Origin of the sequence: Luteitalea pratensis, assembly GCF_001618865.1 — a bacterium.
In the GTDB taxonomy this organism is placed as follows: Bacteria; Acidobacteriota; Vicinamibacteria; order Vicinamibacterales; family Vicinamibacteraceae; genus Luteitalea; species Luteitalea pratensis.
The window spans coordinates 7,382,158-7,399,519 of sequence record NZ_CP015136.1; the positions used below are offsets into that span (position 1 = coordinate 7,382,158).

The window sequence follows — 17,362 nt, forward strand, 5'->3', positions numbered from 1 at the left end:
CGACTTGGCGCGTCGTGCCCGCGCCCTGCTGCTCTTGGCCGACCATCATTCTTACGCCGAGGTGACCGCCGCCACCGGCTGGACCTCGGCGACGATTGTCAAGTGGAAGGCGCGCTTCCTGGCTGACCGCTTGCGCGGCGTGTGGGGACCGCATCAAGGCTCGCGCCCGACCACCGCCGTCGAGGCACGCGTGCTCGCGTGGACGCACAAGACGCCGCCCGATGGCGCCACGCACTGGTCGACCCGGACGCTGGCCACTCGGCTCAAGCTCTCGCACACCATGGTGGCGCGCATCTGGAAGCGCGCAGGTTTGCAACCGCATCGCCTGGAGCGCTACATGCGCTCGACCGACCCCGATTTCGAGACCAAGGCCGGCGACTTCATCGGCTTGTACTTGCCGCCGCCGCTGCACGCCGTCGTGTTCTGTGTCGACGAGAAAACCGCGATTCAAGCGTTGGACCGTCGCGACCCCATCCTGCCGCTGTGGCCAGGTCGCGCGGAGCGACACGACTGAGTACGTCCGGCACCGGCAGGCTCTCGCCGAATGCGGCCCTCAACACCGACACCGGCGAAGTGATCGGGAAGACCGCAGAGCGGCTCACCAGCGCGGAATCCATCGCCTTTCTCAGCACTGTGGTGGCCAGTCGGCCGGCAGGCCGCGAGATCCACATCATCGCGGACAATCCGTCGGCTCATAAGACCAAGCAGGTGGCGGCATTCCTCGAGGCGCATCCGTCGGTCCAGATCCACTTCACCCCGACCTACAGCTCGTGGCTGAACCAGGTCGAGCTGTGGTTCAGCAAGATCGCGCGCGACCTGCTCGCCCGCGGTATCCTTACCTCGACGACCGACCTTGCCCGCAAGATTCGGCGATACACCGATCGCTACAACCGCGTGGCGAAGCCGGTCCGCCGGACCTATTTCGCGACCCCGCGCGGCGCATCGCGTGATACTTCAGGTTCAGTTGATACAGCCAATTGGTTTAGTTAGCCGACGGCTGAGGCCACATAAGGTTCGTTCGCAGACCCACCCTCCCAACGACACAACGCCGGCCCGCCTCCCCAGAGAATGCTATGGTGTATTGAAATTGGCAATACTGGCTTCATTGTTTATTCCCTTCTGAATAAAGACCATATTGTGGTAAAAAAATATCCCCACAATATGCTTATCAAAATAGTTTGGTTCGTAACTTCTTAACATGTATTCTTCATGATTGAGTCCATCAGTCAAACTTTTTAGAAATCCCATCGCTGTATCAGAACGATTGAAATCCTCGCTTGATCCACCATGAGATGGCCAATATGAAGTTTGAAGGTCTTCTATTATGTATATACCGTTTTCGCTTAACTTAGGAAATAAGTAATTGAATGTGTAAATGATATGTTCATTAATATGACTACCGTCATCAATAATTACATCAACTTTTCGTATTTCTTGCACGACCTTTTCTAAAAAATTTTCGTCTATTTGGGAACCTTGAAATGTCTTAATCCGACGTTCTTCGTGACAGGTTTTATCATAAATATCAATTCCGAATATAAGAGACTTTGGGAAATAGGTGCGCCACATTCTCAATGAAGCTCCTCCTGCTTTAGGGTTATCGTAACCACCTATTCCTATTTCTAGGACTTTGAGCTTCTCTTTCCGTCGATGAGCTAAGTGAGTTTCATAATGTGGTACATACCGGTGGAAGCCCCATTTATCACAAATATAGAGTGTGGCTAAGATTTTTAAATTTGAACCAAAGAAGATTCGATAGACAAAACCCTGGAGCCAACGAAACCTAAAAGCTTGAAACTCTTTAAGTTTTGCTTTTTGCTCCCTAGTAAGTGATTTTCTAAGACTTTGTATATTTGACAAGTATTGATCAAGATTCAACATTGTTTTGATTCCACTTTCATCTGGGAGTGAGAATCTATATTAACGACACTTGTTACAACCTTTTCAAAGACCATTATAGTAAGTGGCCTCCGATACCGTGGGGTGGCGCGCCGCCCGCGCACGACGAAGACCATCGCGGCCAAACGCGGACGAAGTTCGTTCACCGCCGCCTCGCGAGTCGGTAGCGAGCGGGTACGGCGGCGGCGACGCACTCGTGTCGGCGGCGACGGGCTTGGCCCGACAAACCATTGCCAACGGACGCCGCGAGTTGGCGGACGGCGTGACGCTGACCACGCGCATTCGTCTCCGGGGCCGGCCGTCGTGGCATCGGCGATAGCCAACCAGGCGTCGCCGCGGCCTTGGAGGCGGTCGTCGTCACCCGAGGCGATCCGCGGTCGCCGCTGCGCTGGACCTGCAAGAGTCGCGCGAAGTTGACGGCCGCCCTGGCCCAGGACGGCTGGCACGTGAGTTCCACGACGGTCGGGCGCGATCATGATCCGCCAGCCTTCGCAGTCGCGTCGATTCGGCAGTGGTGGGCGATGATGGGCGGGCACGCGTATCCGGCGGCGCCGTACATCACGTCGATGCCGGCGGCAGCAATGCGTACCGCTCGAGCGCCTGGAAGGCGGGCCTGCAACGACTCGCTGACGACCGGCAACTCGCGATTCACGTGTCGCATTTCCCGCGCGGTAACCAGCAAGTGGAACAAGATCAAGCACCCTTGTTCTGTCACATCACGCAGAACTGGCGCGCCCGTCCGCCCCGGACGTTCGAAACCGTCGTGGCGTTCATCGGCACACCCGCCCACCGCCGGTCTGCGCGCGGCTTGGCCCGCATCCGCATGCGCTTCATGGAGAACTAGGAACTTCGTCCCAGACCCAGTTGACTATCAAATTCGAGCAAATGCCTTAGGCTGCGCCGAGAGCTCCACCGCCTGCCGCGCGCATGGTCTTCGGCGCGTAGGCTTGCCGCGGGCGCGCCTGCGGCAAGCCGAATTGCCGGTGTGCACGGGGCGAGACGCACCCCGCCGTGCAGCTCGCCCATTGGGCCGGCGAGGGAAAAAACCGCAGCCAGCGTGTCCCGTACGCGATCGTGGACAGGGTCCGCGAGGGCGTCGACGCGTAGGATCGCTTCCAGGCGATCATCCGTGAGCTGGCCGAGCTCACTGGCACCCGCGTGTGGACGTAGGTGCGGCGGCGCGGCCAGTTCCGATGACAGCGCGGAGGCTGCATGGTCCGTCGACAACAGCGGCAGCGCAGTCTGTGGGAAGTCATTCACATTGACTTTGGCCTCGGTACTCGATCACAATCCCCTAACCTCTTAGGTTGGCCATTACTTGTTTGAGCCTTCCGAGAGATACAGTGTAGTCAAGGCCTTCTGATTTGCCGATCACACAGCCATAGGGCTGGTCTAAAATGCTCGCGAGCGCCCAGTAGCAACCGTTGACGTAGGAGTCGCCAAACAGTTCGATTAGTTGGGTTCCCCGTGGCGCAAACGCCATGTTGGACACAGCCGCTCCGTGCGGAGCGACGACATGCGTGACGCCGGCAAAGATCGAGACCTGTTCGTCAAACGAGTAGTCGCCTGCTCGAACGACTTCATAGTCAACACTCGTCAAGTAGCCGACGACCTCTTCTTCGTTGAGCAGTCTGCGCTGAGGTGCGTCCGAACGAGACAGGTAGAGCCTTCGCCCCGTTGGCGGCTGGGTATCTTCGGCTGCCAGAAATGCGCGCCGCAGCCAAGCAACAGCTTTTGGGCTCGGCACACCTGACGGAGCAAACAAGGTCGGGAGGTAGAGTCGATCAACAACACTCACCTCTGTCGATGGCCTCCAGAGACGGTCGATGTCTATGCCGACGCGGACGATGGACTCTAGCTGGAACGGCTTTGCGTCGCCCGGAAGGATTAAGGGAAGCTCACTGAGCTCGGGTATAGCGTCAATGAGCGAGAGTCTAGGAAGCGCCTCGAAAAGCCAGTGATAGTAGCCAAAAGACCAAGGGTGACCGAGGAGAACGTGGGAGCCCTTAACTCTTGCGCCGTCAGCCGGCAGGATGGAGTCCAGAATGCCGTTGGATTCCAAGACAGCCCACTGATTCAGGGCCGACTCGTACACGATGTCGCCAGAGTCAGTTGTGACTAGCAGGTCACGCCGACTGAGCCTGGCGTTCTCGAACCGAGCTACGCCAACAGCCGGCACCTCACTCACGCAGCCGCTCTGATATCGCTCAATTGCCCGTTTGAAAGCGGCTGCGTCACCGTCCAGAAGCGCGCCTGGCAACCTCCGCCTGATAGTGTCGGCAGCGTGCATTACTGCTGCTGCATCGCCCGAGTTCTGCGGGCTGACCAGGTCGGAGACGGAAACGGGTCTACAGCAGTCAAAGATCCCACGCACCCGTCGTCTAGGGTTGCGGTCGGCCAAGCCAGGCAGGGCATAGACAACTCGAGCAGCAAGCCTTCTGGCAGCGCGCGTAGCTCTTGCGTAAGCTCTTGAGGCGCTCCGGCCCAGACGTGGCAACAGTCTGGCTGCGGCGGATCTAAGGTCCGACATCGCTATCTGCCCAGCTTCTTGAGCGATTGTCGACGAGCACCGCGTCGATCAGACATCTGCTTGTCCGAGCTCTACTCGCGGGCGCGAATCATGAGGGACGTAACCATTGAGCTGACCGCCTTGACGTCCGCCCTCCCACCGGGCAGCAGAATCACTGCGGCCGGAAAGGCTAGCAATGTAAGTCCCACTGATGCTGCGAGCGATGTCGCCGGTGCCCCTGCCGGTAGAAAAGCCCTGAGTAGAGCGAGGGCGCCAGCCAGAAACACGCTGGCGAAGAACGGCCTGGCGAGAGCTGTGAGGAACGTCGCCGTGGATACCGCGGAGCCTCGCATCGCCCAGTGCAGGAAGGGCAGGAAGGCGGTGGCCGTGCTCGCGACGTCAGCCACTGCGACGCCATAGCCACCCCAGACGGCACCGGCCGACATCAGTGCGACCCGCCACGCGGTGTGGACGATGGTCAGCTTCAGCAGTTCCGCTGACCGGCCGAGGCTGACCAATACGAATCCCATCGTTGAAAAGACCGACTGAACAAGCGCGCCAACTGCGAAAATCCTGATGAAAGTTCCTGCGCCGCTCCAACGCGGCCCGAGCACCACGGACGTGATTTCGTCAGCACAGATGGCGATCAGCACCCCCAGCGGCATGCTCACCGTCGCCACGATTGAAACAATCCTGGCGTACGCGCGGCGGAAGCGGTCCGGTTGATCCTGCAGCATGCTCATACTTGGAAGAGACACCTGATACAGCGGGCCCATCAACTGCGCCATGGGCGCCATCACCAATTGGTAAGATTGCCGATAGAGCCCCACCACCGCGGCGCCCTGAAGTCGCCCGAGAAGGAATCTGTCGAGCCCACTCGCGAGCGACGTTAGCATGTACGTTGCCGTGAGACCTGAACCGAACCGAACCAGCGCTCGTACATCGGTGCCTGCCCGGGGCCGGCTTGGCACCCACCGGCATAACACCCACGCTGCTGCGACGATTAGTGCGCTTCTGACGATCTCGCGCCAGACCAACGACCAATAGCCGTAGTCGGCCATCGCCATTGCAGTGGCCACGCCAGAGCTGATAGTGAAGGCGACGAGACGCATGACCGCCTTGGGTCCGAGCCGCATCTGTCGACCCAGTAGTGCTTCGTGCTGCACCGACAAGGAGCTGAGCACGAAAGTGGAGGCCAATGCGATCGTCACGGCCGTCAGGCGAGGCTCCCTGAAGTACAGGGATACGAGCGGCGACAGAGCACTGATCACGACCGCCAAGAGGACACCTGCGGCGGCGTTGATCCAGAACAAATTCGAAACTTCCTGGTGCGTGATGTTCTCTCGCTGGATGGTCGCAGTGGACAATCCAAGATCCCGGAACTGGTCGGCAATGGCGGTCACGGCGGCCACTACCATGAACAAGCCGAACTGCTCGGGCGACACGAGGCGCGCAAGGACGGCCGTGAATGCCAACCTGAGTGCGAACTCTGCGGCGCCCAAAGCCAGGGTCTGACTAAAGCCGCGGACGGCATTCCGCTTCAAATCGGCCTTGGCTGCTGACGTGTCGGAGAACCGGGCAAAATCATGCGACCCGCCACTGTCGGCTTCGGCAGGCTGTGCGGCAGTCGACCGGCCCCACCAGAGCCGTGTCACTCCATTCCCACCCGTCGCTCTGTCGACTTCATCACCAGTACCGCTGCTCCGGTTAGTTGGACCGTGATCCGTTCGTACTCGCACTGTTGCTCGAGTCTTGGCCCGCGTGCCGCGCGCGCGGACTGTTTGAAAGAGCGGCATCGCGGCTCACGCGAAGCGGCGCGAAGGGTCGGCATACATCCAGCGGAGCGGCTTCGCCGCACGGTTGTACTGTTGAATGTAGCGGCGCAGCTTGCGCGCGAGGTCGGCCGTCGAGGTCAAGATGCCTCGGGGCCATCACGTCGCGTTCCACCTTCGCAAACCTAGCTAGGCGAGCGCCAGTCAGCGATGGCCATGCTGCCATTTGATCTCATCAACGCCGCATCGATCAGCCTCAAGTTTTTGGCTACGCTCCGAGCAGTACGCCAAAGGTCTTGAGCAACCCGGTCTTGAAAAGTCTGTATCGGATAATCAGCAGACGACGCATGAGGAAGTTCGCGCCGCGTATCTTGGCCACGCCCTCGAAGAATGCTAGACGCGTCGGCGGCAACTGGTCGCGAAATCTGTCAAGAAACATCTCGCACTGATGCAGCGAGATGTGCACCTTGCGGCGGCAGTCCGATAGCCTCATCCTGGCGTAGGTGGACGGTGCATGTTTCTTGTTGTGACTTAGCACCTCACGATGTCGACGCCAGAGCGTCATCGACTTGTCAATTCGATGCACGCGCCCGAAGGTCATGGCCACCAACGGGAACCACCAATCCCATGAAACGAAACCTTCGGGTATGGAGCCGGACAACTTGATCAGCGGGTCGTTGAGCATGACTTGATGGCCGTACAGGGAGAGTTCCATGCAGGCTCGGCCTAGGCCGGAATACGGCTTGCGGTGTGAGAATTTGAGCGCAGAAGGCGCGATTTGCTGCAGGTGTTCGTCCACAATTACGGAGTCAGTGTGGACGAGAATCGGCGTCGATGCGCCAACTTCTTGTTCCAACTGCCGCATGGCCGCAACGGTTAGCTCGATCTTCTGCGGCAACCAGAGGTCGTCCTGATCGCAGAACATGACGTACGGCGCCTCCCGGGAGGCGAGTAGCCGGTTGAAACTCCTCAAAACGCCCACATTGCCCAGATCATCTTCCAGGACCTGGATCTTGTCGGGAACCCGATCAGCAAAATTTCGACAGATTTGCAGCGTATTATCCGTTCCGCCGTCGACGCGGATGCGCAATCTCCAGTGCGGGTACGTCTGGCTCAGCAGCGACTCAATTTGCTGCCCGATGTGGCGTTCTCCGTTGTAGGCCGCCAAGAGGACATCAACCATCATGGTACGCCTCTTCTCCTCCACATTCCCGCTGTTGTCCGAGCTGGCTCTTCGGGCGCCGAACCGCAACGGAGCTGACCTCACGTAGGATCGCGGGTGAACTAGGATTTCCGTTCTCGCCGCCTGTTACAAGCCTGACCCTACCAACCCCTGGGCCCACGTACAGCGCAATCATGTGGTCGCATTCCTTCCGCTCACGAAGTCTGATCATGGGAAGGCGCTCTACACCGCCACCCACCCCGTGGCCACATGGGCGTAAGGAGTGCCGTCGGGGTTCTGATACTACGTCGCCGCCTTGACCAGCGGTTGCAGCCGGTCACGAGCTTCACAGAGCAAGCGGCGGGCTAACGCCCGCGCCGGGAGCGGACGCCGTCCGGAGGGCGTGGCGCCGTGAGACCCGAGCAGCACGGCACTTAACCAGATGCGCTCGCCAGCACGGACGGAGTTTTTAGCCTCGGTATCTCCGGCCTTCGGCAGCCTCCCGTTCTTGATGGTGGCTTGCTCGATCTGGAAGTTGGACGTAGCGCAGTGAGCCGGCGTTTCGACCTCTAAACGATCGACACCGTCCGGAACGCATACTCTAACCCGGGCCGCGCCTGGTCTCACGACGAGCGTGGAGCCAGTGCGACGAGACAGATAGTTCGATTGCTGGATCTCGCGCATGCTGCACCAACGGACATCGCCCAGTACGTTGATGTCGCGTGCAAGATTCGTGAGCAGGTCGATGCCTTCGGCAAGGGTGTTGTGGTGCCCGACAGGCACGATCGGTCTGTCGAGGAAGGCGGCCAGAACAGCGTCACCGAGTGCGCCAGAACCGAGACGGAAACGCGGCAGCACGGCGAAACCGTCCGTAGTCAACTCAGCAATGGACAAGCCGAATGCAGGCCCCCAGTCGTGGTCGGGGTTCCATAGTCTCAACGACCAAGGCGAGATGCAGGCCCCTTCCATGCCTAGTGTCAGCATGACATGCATCATCGGCAGCGAGCAGGCTCCGTGCGGTGCGGCCATCGAACGGTTCACCGCGACGCCGGTGCGTGCTTCGAACCTAGAAATCCTCGCAAAGGCGTCCGCGATTAACGCGCTGTTGGCCGACTGTTCCGTGCTGCTGGCCAGTTCCGCGTAGAGGTGATGGCTGCCATGGAAGAGCAACGACAGTTGATCCGGATGGGCCCGAAAGAGCTCGAGGGCGCGGGGGTGCTCGAACCAGCAGTCTAGAGGCACCATTGCCATTGCTGCGTGGAAGCGTTCCTCGCGACCGGCTTTGGCAAGCGAGCTGTACGAGATATGCCCGTACGTCGGCCAGTGTAAGTTTGGGTCATCGAACATGAAGCAGGCTCGCAAGCCGGGTGTGCTCCAACCCCGAGCGCCCAACACTCGCCTTAGGAAGTGGACCAAGGGCACTACCTGCAGGAATCGCGTGCCGTGGCAGTGGTCAAGAAGGCTCTCCCCCTGCTTCAAGTGTGGCGGCCCATACGCCACGATGTCGTGCGTCACAGCCGAGTCGGGGCGCTGAAGCCACACAGGCGCATCTCCGATGCAGGCGCACACGGTATCGTGCGAGCGCGGCTGCAGCGAGCGCCGTTCTTCAAACGGGGTGTGTGCGAGTCGCTGCCCGCGGAGGCGTGAGTCGAGAACACCGGCGTCCTCGAACCGAACCTCGACTTCCCCGGTAGAAGTTGATGCGTGGGACTCAGGCGTCCCGACGATGAAGCACGGTTTGCCCGTCCGCAACGCGAACTCGGCTTGGAGGTCGTCGGCCCTAAGAACCAGGATCGCGTCGATGTTCGTGATGTCGCATCGGGTTCCGGCATCCTCGAAGGAGATCGGCAGGATCTCGCGGAGCGCGGCCCAGACGTTGCCGGGCATGTGGTCGAGCCCCGGGAGCACGAGAACCTTCGTATCACTCACGGCATCACCGCTCTGCCCGGGGCGCCTTCTTTATCGGTCTCAGCGACCGATAGAAGGCAGCCAGCGTGTGGTCACCTGCCAGGGTCACTCCGCACATGGCTATGGGCCGGGCTGGATTCCCCTGCACGACCGTCATGGGCGGCACTGATGACGACACGACGCTGCCCGCCGTCACCACGGCGCCGCGCCCTATCGTCACGTTCGGGAGGATGATCGCACCCGGCCCGATGAACACATCGTCCTCGACGGTGATGCCCTCGGCACCGCGGAAGTGCGCGACGAACATCGCTCGAATGCTGATCACCGATCGGGCACCGATTCGGACGAGGTGTGGTCGTGACGTCTCGAGAATGACGTCATAGCCGATCCAGGCACCCTCGCCTATGGTTACCCCACGCCATCGGTGCAGCGTGACGCGTAGGCTCTTGGCGCCAGGAGCCACGCGCGCCAAAGTCTGCAGAGCACGCTTGAACAAGCCATGAATTGCACGCTCTGGCATGTCAGCTCCGCGTTGCGTCGGTCGGCCCAGCCGTGTGTGAGATTGCTGCCAGCTCCAGATTGATGGACAAAGGCGCCTGATAGGGTTGCGCCGTCGGCCACGAGAAGCGATGCAACTCGTGCTCCTGGAACCCAGATCGCCGGAAGAAGTCCAGGCACGGCTTGTTCTTCGGCGTGGGCAGGAACACCGCCTCCACGGTGTCGAGCTGGTGTAGGCGCGCCCACTCCACTGCCACGTGAAGCATCGCCTCTTCGACCTTGCGGCCAAACACGCGGCAGCTAAGGACGAAGTCGACGACCCGCGCCTTCCCGCTATCCGCAGAAAGCGCCAGGAGACCGGTCAGACCCGAGTCGCCGAACTTGTCGCCCACGCGGAGCGTGAATACCTCGTGACCTGAGCGGCGGCTCCACTCCATGAACTCCGACTCTGAGAGCCGGCGCGTGGACACGTTCATCTGGTTGGTCTTATTCAGCAGCTGCGTCGCGCGTACGAGCGCATCGGCGGAGAGAGCTTCAACGCGAATCGTGACGCCGAGCTTGCCCAGCCAGTCATCCAACGACTCCGTCGACCTCATCACCTGACTACGCAAACGCTCGGTGGCGTACATGGCCGTTCGTGTGCGGTCTTCGTCGGTCGCCCTCGGTCGATCGAAGCAATCCAAAGCCAGAAGTGCCTGCGGGTACAGCCTCTTGTCGGCGGGCCACTCTGGCACTAGAACTTCCGGCAGGGCGTCCCGTACTCTCTGACGCTCGACGGCATTGTCATCGAGGAAAACCGCCGATTCGAGCCCCAGATTCAGCTCTGCCATCAGGTCGATAATGTTTTTGGCCTTGTCGTCCCAATTGATGCGCCATGCCGCGAAGTCTTCTGGTCTCAGCACCATCTCAGGGTGCTTCCGGAGCGCCTCGAGCGCGACGTCCTCGTCATTCTTGCTGACGAGGGCCAAGACTACACCACGGCGTGTCAGCGCCTTGAGAGTCTTCTGGAAGTCCACCAGCGCCTCGCCCATCGGGTCGTGCCCGCCGAGCACGAGCTGTTGCCAGCCATCATCGCCAACGATGCCGCCCCACAGGGTGTCGTCGAGGTCGCAGATGATGACCTTCCGCGCTCGGCCGTGCAGTCCGCTGAGGCCGGCGGCTATGTCACACGCGGCAGCCCGGAACACCTCGTTGACGAACGGTATCTTGCCCAGATACCAGAGCCTCGCGCTGTAGGCGCCCGGACCGCATAGCTCGAGCCAGCGGGACGCAAGCAGTGGGAATACGCCAGGCTTCCCATCCAGGCGCGCAAGCAGTCTCTGGTTCGCTTGAAGAAGGGCGCGTGCTGGCCCCTTAGTTGGTGCCAGGTCAAGCAGCCCCCGCCCGGCGTGATTGGGCGGCAGTGTCCAGAGTGGCACAAACAGGGCTCCGGTGAGGTCGGCGGCTGCCGCCAGCGCTGCGGCATACCCATCCACCTCGTCGAGAAGGGCTGATTCAGACACGTCCGGGTTGCCGTCGAGCAGCCGAGAGAAAACACTCAATGCGGCCTCTGGCCGGGTCCAGACGACCGTGAACTCCGGCCGTGGCGACCACTCCTCGGCCCGGTGGTCCATCAGGACGCGGGTCACCTGCCCGTACGAGACCTTGACGGCTGAAACTGGCAACTGCCGGTCATCGCGCTTCAGGTATGCAGCGAGATTCTCGATGTTGAAGTCCGAGATCAGGAGGCCGTTCACGGATACCCTGTCGATGCGGCGACGGATGGCGCACACGCCCGGATCATGATGAGGGCGTCGCTCTACTGGGCCACGTGGCGGTGGATCAGATCCACGAGCTCGCCGACGGTCGCGAAGGGTACGTCTTCGTCGGCGAGCACCACGTTGCAGTGCAGCCTGGCGTCGAGCGAGTCTTCGAGCATCCCGATGAAGTTGACAAGTGCGAGTGAATCCAACCCTCCGTCCCCGATCAGTACGGTGTCGGGAGCCTTCCCCAGTGGTGTGTCGCGCACGAGCAGTTCGTTCATTGCGTCGAGGCATTCGTACACCAGGTTCGTACACTGTTCCTTGGTCGTCGGCATTTGAACTCTCTGTGAATCTGAGGATCCGCGGCTCTTCAGGCAACCACGCAGATCGCGGTGACTTGCCTGGCCGCTAACGCCCGATCACTTTTGTGGGCGACACTAAGTGACGCTGTCTGCCAAGTTGGCAGACAAAGGCCATCTACTCGAGCGCGCGGCGAAGGGCCACGCTCGAATCCTGACGGCATTGTGGCGCCGCGGTCACTTGCCACTTATCCCCGCCACGCACGTGCCGATTCCAGAATCACTCCAGGTTAAGGCCCTCGTCGCGCGCTTGCCGTTGAGGCTATCGCCGAAGAGGCCCCGCAAGGGCTTGCCGATCGATGTGTACCGTGGCCATCTATCGTCACTTTCGCCTTGGTGGTCATCCGCTGGGGCGGCCCTCCGTCAATCCTGACGGTCTGCGCACTGGGGACGCTGCCATACTACCCGCTCTCTCTCGTAACACGGTTCCTGCGCTCCTCAAGACCCTGCCTGGATGAGTCGTTGCATCAAGGGTGGATACGAATAACAGAAAGGCTAGCGGTGACATCCGAAAGAAGTGCGACTCGGAAAAGTTTGCGATCAGCGTGACAACCAAGACAGTAAACCTGAACAACGCGAAGTTTCCGGCCGCACCAAGTTGACGATTCGTCCGCCATGCCAATACCACAAGCATGAGTGACAAGAGGAGAACCCCGAACAGGCCGCCGTCGAGATAGGTCTCAAGATATCCATTGTGCGCCGAGAAGGCGACCCAGTCCGGCAATTGCGCCAGGTAGTATTCGTCCGACCAGAAGCTATAGAATCCTGTGCCGAAGAGAGGATCGGTCCTTAGTCCTAGGAGGACGGCCCATACCTCGGTCCGCCCCGTGAACGTCATGTCTCGCCCCATTGCTGCGACGACGAACTCGGACAGTCCGAATGCCTGGTCTAACATGAACGCCACGACCACAGCGCCTAGCGAATAGACGCCCATCTTGCTGACCCGGCTTCGCAATCCAGGCATGCGGATCGACAGCAGAATGACGAGACCAATGACAAAGCAGAGGATGGACGTCTTGCTGTCGCACAAGTAGAGCAAGCGAACGCCGACAAGAAGGACACCGGCACGCCAGAGGCGTTCGGGCAACTGCATCCTCTGACGTCCATCGGTCGCTCGCTCCAACCAGTCCCACACCAGGACAAGCCCGGCCACCACTACAAGCGCCCCGAGGCTGTTCTTTTGCATTGTCACGCCGATCGGCTCGAGTCCGCCCGAATGATTGCTGTAACGTCGTCCCAGGTATGGAAAGTAGCGAAGGAAGATCTCCGAGAGCGGAATGAGTACGTAGGCGCTGCGCACAAACACGGCCCGTACGGCCTGTAAGGGATTACTTTCAGTCAGTATCACCAGTGCGACAAACACATTCCCTATGTCCTTGAACCATCGCTTGAACGACACAACCGGTGAATCCGCCCACACGACCGAGACCAGGAAGTATCCGTAGACCAGGAACAAGGGCCAGTTACTGCTCAAAAGTGCGCCCCAATTCAGACGCCGTCGTATGAGCAGGGCAATCGAAGCCAAGATTGAAGCGAAATAGAACAATCGATCAAGCGGACTGCCTTCTTGGCTATCCACACCCCCTGCACCGCCTCCGACACCCAGCCACGCGGATAGGGAACGCGAGAGGAGAATCGCTGCCCACAGAGTCGGGATCCAAAGCGCTGAGGAGATTCCCTCTCTGGACCGTGTGTCTCGCCAGATCAGCCATGTTGCCGCAAACCAGAACGCCAGCGCGATGAGCTGCGGCATCAGATGCGCTCCAGTTGCCCCAACGTCCTCTGGGATCGCTCGCTCTGCCGTTGCTGCTTGGCGCAGCCGTCTCTGCCTTGGCGATGGTCGCAGACAAGCGGCGTCTTACTGATCACGCTAGCGTGTCACTCGCAACTTCTTTCGGGGGGGGGTGGGGAGCCACGTACCTGCGCCAGCAATCGGGGTACATGGATCATCATTGACGAAGGGCGACTCCACCGTGGGCGAAACGCTGCGTGGTTCAGGGCGCCTTCTCGCGGGCCCTTGTGACCACAGATCATCGCCGCGGCACGCCGAAGTGGTCAAGAGGCCCGGCCCTCCTACTCCCGTACCCTGAGGTTCTGTGGGGCCGTGGGCGGCACGACGTTGCCGACCGCAAGGGAAGCCTCTCTAGTCGTGAGAGAGCCAGATGCGTTGGTCACGACGCAACTGAATCTGGAGCCACTGTCGGCACCGGTGGTTGCGGGAGTCGAGTACGAGGGCAACGTCGCACCAGCTACTGGGACACCGTTCTTCTTCCATTGGTAGGTTGGATTCGGCACGCCACTGGCGAGAACGGTAAACGTAGCTGACTGCCCGACTTGCACCGACAGGTCTCTCGGTTCCTGACTGACGATCGGAGCAGTGGGCGCGTTGACGCCTAGCGGCGGGCTCCCTTTGAAGTAGCGGTAAGCGGCCGGTACTGCTTCGTAGTTGCGATAAGGGTTACTCGCATCATATGCCTGACCCGGGCTCAGGGGATCTATTGCAGGCCATGGTCGGTCGCCAAAGTAGGGCGGCTTGACTCGACGAAACAACGACGGGGGAAAGGACACGCCACTCAATGACTCTGCCGGCGGGATGGATCGGCTGAAGTGCGAGTAGTTGCCCTTCTTGATTGTTGTGGCACGTACATCGAGGTCGAGCTCTTGATACCCGACCGCTCCAGGCCAGACCTCAGCGCCCGTGCCCACAGCTGGAATGGCTGCAGACCACGGTGAGGAGTCGATCACGATAGTGTCACCACTGACGGCTTTCACCGTTGTCCACACCGACGCGCCGGAGCCGAATCTCAGCAGCGGCGTCTGACCAACTGCTAGCTTTCCAGAAGTAAGGCTGAGTGTTCCGCCACAGTTGACGCATGTGTCATTCTTATAGTCGAGCACGTTATGCCGACCGACGATTGTACCGACTATGTTGGTCCCTGTGACCGGGTTCCAATCGGCCCAATACCTGCCCGCTGATGGCTGCACCTCTCCCGACGACGCCCCGTTCCCGATGTTAGGCTGCCCGTAGCCATCGCATTCCCACTGAGCCACGTGCGGCGCGCCGCTCCCCAGGATGTTGCCCACGATTGAATAGTTGCGCGTGAAGCGTTTCAGACTCAGGCACCACGTGGGACTGTTTTTGATGGGGTCTGAAGGTGCGGGATTGGCAATGATTGCGAGTCCGGTGAGCCAGTTTCGGTAAAGCGTGTCGTCGGAGTTGCTACCGAAGTAGCCATCGGACATCAAGTTGTGCGCTATGTTGCCTTCGTAGAGGTTGAAGTCGTTGTGTGGCGCGTGATTGGTGTCGATTCCTATGAGGCCGTTAGAGTTGTTGATGAAGTTGTATGCGACGACGTTCCCCGAGGAGCCGGCGTTGATTTCAATGCCAGGAAATGAATCGCGAATGATGTTGTCCTCGACTAAGCATCCGGTCACTGTATTCATTAGTAGGCCCGCACCATTCGACCCGCCATGATTGAGCTCGTCGAGATAGGAGCCTCGCAACTCGCACTGAAGCGAATTGCTGAAAGAAACATTGTAGTTGGTACTTTGGCGCACTCGCACGTTTTTGACCCAGGATCCGAATGTCTGATCAAACTGCACGCCGACGGGCGCCGTCGAGCCTCCCGCCTCGATCTTGAGGTCTTCGACGCCAGCGAACTCGACCTGCTGCTGCGCCATAGCGATCGTGGCGCCGTTCGGATAGGTGTTGTATAGGGGCGGATAGAACGACAGCGTGGTCGCCGTCTTGCCCACGATGCGCACAAACTGCCTTCTCAGGTTGGGGAAGCCGGCAACGCTGATTATCGGCCGCTCAACGGTGTTTTCGTTCTCAAACTTCAACTGCAGCATGGCGCCAATCCTATATGGCGTCGTGTCGGATACAGAGATGGCGGTACTGCCTCTGGTCAGTCCGGCTAGGACCGTGTTCCCAGTCGTCGGGTAAGCCCACTGGTAATCGCTTGAGGAGCCCACCGAGAGGACACCAGCTTGAGCGGACGGCACCAGGATAGTGCCCTCGCCTTCGCCGCGAACCGTGACGCGTGTGTTGGCAGGACCAATACTCAGCGTTGAGCCGATTCGCCAAGTGCCGGTGGGAATGTAGACGTACGTTTCCGGCAGTGCGGAGTTGATAGCCGCCTGGATGAGTGGCGCGGCGTCGGTCGAGCCGTCTTTGTACTGGCTCGGGGCCCTCTCCAGTGCTTGACATGCGCTGGTGTCGCACTTTGTTCGGTGTGCTGGTATACCGCCTGGAACACCGACCGTGACTCCAGGGATCCAGTCGATTAACCGGCTTGACGGAATGAGTTCGGCCCCTGGATGTCCCTGAGCTCGAGCGAGTGAGGAGCAGAGAAGCAAGACCAGGAGGCAAGCAACACCGTGCTTGCTGGCGTACTCGCGCGGGATTTGCATATTGCGGACACTTTCTAAACGACTGTTTTGCGCGCGACGGGAGTGGCTACACATACGGCCACGCAGTCGGAAGGGCGTCTGCTAGATCTAGTCGGCCGATTGCCGGTGCTGTTATTATCTTGGCAGCCCACTTCGACCAGCAAGAGCTGCTCTGCGAGAGGGCGAGGGAACTGCGTCGCAGTTCGCCCCGCCAGGGTGCTGGTCGCAGTTGGAGTCAGCCCCCCCACACGTATGCGCCGATTCGGGCTGCTTTGACGGCCGTCACCTACGCACCTTACGAAATTGAGATCGTGCCCATTCGGCTACTTGAACCCGTCGCGCTGGACGCGTACCAGGACATGCAGTTGCCTTACTTGCCGTATGCGATGAAGTAGTAGTTCCTACTCTTATCGAACTCTCGAGCAAAGTCGTCCCTGGTTAGTGGGTGCTCACTGTTGAGCCAGCTGGCCATGAGCGACACGGCGAGGCCCGCTTCCTTGGTCAGCAGGTCATATACCTGCTCCGGCCGCGTGCCGTAGCAGTCAGCTGCACCCAACCCGTGTTCAAAGACGACGACGGGTCTGTTCCGGTGAAGTGTTCTCACGGCGCCCTCCAGCACCTGCAACTCGGCGCCCTCGACGTCAATCTTGATGAGATCGACGCGCTGGTGCGCAGGGAGGAGATTGTCTAGCAGGTCCGTCTTCACGTCGATCGCGGCGACTGTTTCCTCTTGCGGGTAGCGGCGCTGGCGTAATCCGCTGTAGGCCGGATTGGATGTGACGTAGTTGAACGTCGCGACTCCCTTGATGTTGCTAAGCGCCACGTTGAGAATGCGTGCGAGCCCGGTCTCGTCGTAACGATGTCTCAGGTCGTCGTAATAGTCCGGCAGCGGCTCGAAGCCATAGTGCCGTCCGCGAGGAGCAGCAGCCAGCATCACGTCGAGAAGCTCGCCGCGATGACAACCGACATCGATGCACGTGGCGTCTGGCGTGCACACCCTGTGAATGACGGCCCGCGTCTCCTCGTCGTACCGCGTATTCTGATCTGGCGCGTTGGTCACACGCCGCACCAGTGAACGCAATTTGCTTCCGAATCCGAACATCTATGTCTCCTGGCTTCAC

The 17,362-nt window shown here is 60.1% G+C and carries 13 protein-coding genes and 2 pseudogenes; 4 read left to right on the forward strand and 11 right to left on the reverse strand.

From position 1 onward, the window contains the following. Positions 1-4: 4 nt before the first annotated feature. The gene (locus LuPra_RS33560) at positions 5-514 is read left to right on the forward strand and encodes a helix-turn-helix domain-containing protein (protein ID WP_234800636.1); all 510 of its coding nucleotides are present in this window, start codon (positions 5-7) and stop codon (positions 512-514) included. Next, positions 484-990: an IS630 family transposase gene (locus LuPra_RS33565; protein ID WP_234800637.1), complete on the forward strand. Its 507-nt coding sequence runs from the start codon at positions 484-486 to the stop codon at positions 988-990. The genes LuPra_RS33560 and LuPra_RS33565 overlap by 31 nt, the downstream gene beginning before the upstream one ends. An 81-nt stretch (positions 991-1,071) precedes the next feature. On the opposite strand, the gene LuPra_RS32460 is transcribed toward LuPra_RS33565, so the two are convergent. Then, positions 1,072-1,881, reverse strand: a complete 810-nt coding sequence (locus tag LuPra_RS32460; RefSeq protein WP_157899902.1) for a class I SAM-dependent methyltransferase — start codon at positions 1,879-1,881, stop codon at positions 1,072-1,074. A 359-nt stretch (positions 1,882-2,240) separates the two neighbouring features. Here LuPra_RS32460 and LuPra_RS33570 point away from each other — a divergent pair. Both LuPra_RS33570 and LuPra_RS34730 read left to right on the forward strand, forming a co-directional pair. Then, a pseudogene (locus LuPra_RS33570) lies at positions 2,241-2,743 on the forward strand (ISAzo13-like element transposase-related protein). Between the two features lie 125 nt (positions 2,744-2,868). Then, positions 2,869-3,006: pseudogene (locus LuPra_RS34730) on the forward strand (hypothetical protein); the annotation flags it as partial. A gap of 187 nt (positions 3,007-3,193) precedes the next feature. Here the strand turns inward: LuPra_RS34730 and LuPra_RS31035 are convergent. The 10 genes from LuPra_RS31035 to LuPra_RS31075 form a co-directional block, all read right to left on the reverse strand. Further along, complete coding sequence (locus tag LuPra_RS31035; RefSeq protein ID WP_157899904.1) at positions 3,194-4,087, reverse strand: glycosyltransferase family 61 protein; 894 nt, start codon at positions 4,085-4,087, stop codon at positions 3,194-3,196. Between the two features lie 413 nt (positions 4,088-4,500). Further along, positions 4,501-6,063 (reverse strand): lipopolysaccharide biosynthesis protein, encoded by a 1,563-nt coding sequence (locus LuPra_RS31040; RefSeq protein WP_157899905.1) that lies wholly within the window; start codon positions 6,061-6,063, stop codon positions 4,501-4,503. Positions 6,064-6,448: 385 nt separating this feature from the next. Further along, a complete protein-coding gene (locus LuPra_RS31045) occupies positions 6,449-7,366 on the reverse strand; it encodes a glycosyltransferase (RefSeq protein WP_110174373.1) in 918 nt (305 codons plus the stop codon). 279 nt (positions 7,367-7,645) lie between these two features. Then, a complete protein-coding gene (locus LuPra_RS31050; RefSeq protein WP_110174374.1) occupies positions 7,646-9,271 on the reverse strand; it encodes a hypothetical protein in 1,626 nt (541 codons plus the stop codon). Positions 9,272-9,275: 4 nt separating this feature from the next. Then, positions 9,276-9,770: an acyltransferase gene (locus tag LuPra_RS34115; RefSeq protein WP_110174375.1), complete on the reverse strand. Its 495-nt coding sequence runs from the start codon at positions 9,768-9,770 to the stop codon at positions 9,276-9,278. Position 9,771: 1 nt separating this feature from the next. Next, complete coding sequence (locus tag LuPra_RS31060; protein WP_157899906.1) at positions 9,772-11,484, reverse strand: HAD-IIIC family phosphatase; 1,713 nt, start codon at positions 11,482-11,484, stop codon at positions 9,772-9,774. Between the two features lie 62 nt (positions 11,485-11,546). Further along, complete coding sequence (locus LuPra_RS32465) at positions 11,547-11,825, reverse strand: acyl carrier protein (protein ID WP_157899907.1); 279 nt, start codon at positions 11,823-11,825, stop codon at positions 11,547-11,549. Between the two features lie 364 nt (positions 11,826-12,189). Continuing rightward, entirely contained in the window at positions 12,190-13,602 is a 1,413-nt protein-coding gene (locus tag LuPra_RS31065; RefSeq protein ID WP_110174377.1) for an O-antigen ligase family protein, read from the reverse strand. Positions 13,603-13,922: 320 nt separating this feature from the next. Next, on the reverse strand, positions 13,923-15,701 hold the full coding sequence (locus LuPra_RS31070) for an immunoglobulin domain-containing protein (RefSeq protein WP_157899908.1): 1,779 nt from the start codon (positions 15,699-15,701) through the stop codon (positions 13,923-13,925). A 910-nt stretch (positions 15,702-16,611) separates the two neighbouring features. Beyond that, complete coding sequence (locus LuPra_RS31075) at positions 16,612-17,343, reverse strand: FkbM family methyltransferase (RefSeq protein WP_110174379.1); 732 nt, start codon at positions 17,341-17,343, stop codon at positions 16,612-16,614. Positions 17,344-17,362 lie beyond the last annotated feature (19 nt).

What these genes read in the sequence shown, in the direction of transcription:
- LuPra_RS31045 (WP_110174373.1), bottom strand. Translation starts at nt 7,366, where the DNA reads ATGATGGTTGATGTCCTCTTGGCGGCCTACAACGGAGAACGCCACATC.
- LuPra_RS31065 (WP_110174377.1), bottom strand. Translation starts at nt 13,602, where the DNA reads ATGCCGCAGCTCATCGCGCTGGCGTTCTGGTTTGCGGCAACATGGCTG.
- LuPra_RS32465 (WP_157899907.1), bottom strand. Translation starts at nt 11,825, where the DNA reads ATGCCGACGACCAAGGAACAGTGTACGAACCTGGTGTACGAATGCCTC.
- LuPra_RS31075 (WP_110174379.1), bottom strand. Translation starts at nt 17,343, where the DNA reads ATGTTCGGATTCGGAAGCAAATTGCGTTCACTGGTGCGGCGTGTGACC.
- LuPra_RS32460 (WP_157899902.1), bottom strand. Translation starts at nt 1,881, where the DNA reads ATGTTGAATCTTGATCAATACTTGTCAAATATACAAAGTCTTAGAAAA.
- LuPra_RS34115 (WP_110174375.1), bottom strand. Translation starts at nt 9,770, where the DNA reads ATGCCAGAGCGTGCAATTCATGGCTTGTTCAAGCGTGCTCTGCAGACT.
- LuPra_RS31070 (WP_157899908.1), bottom strand. Translation starts at nt 15,701, where the DNA reads ATGCTGCAGTTGAAGTTTGAGAACGAAAACACCGTTGAGCGGCCGATA.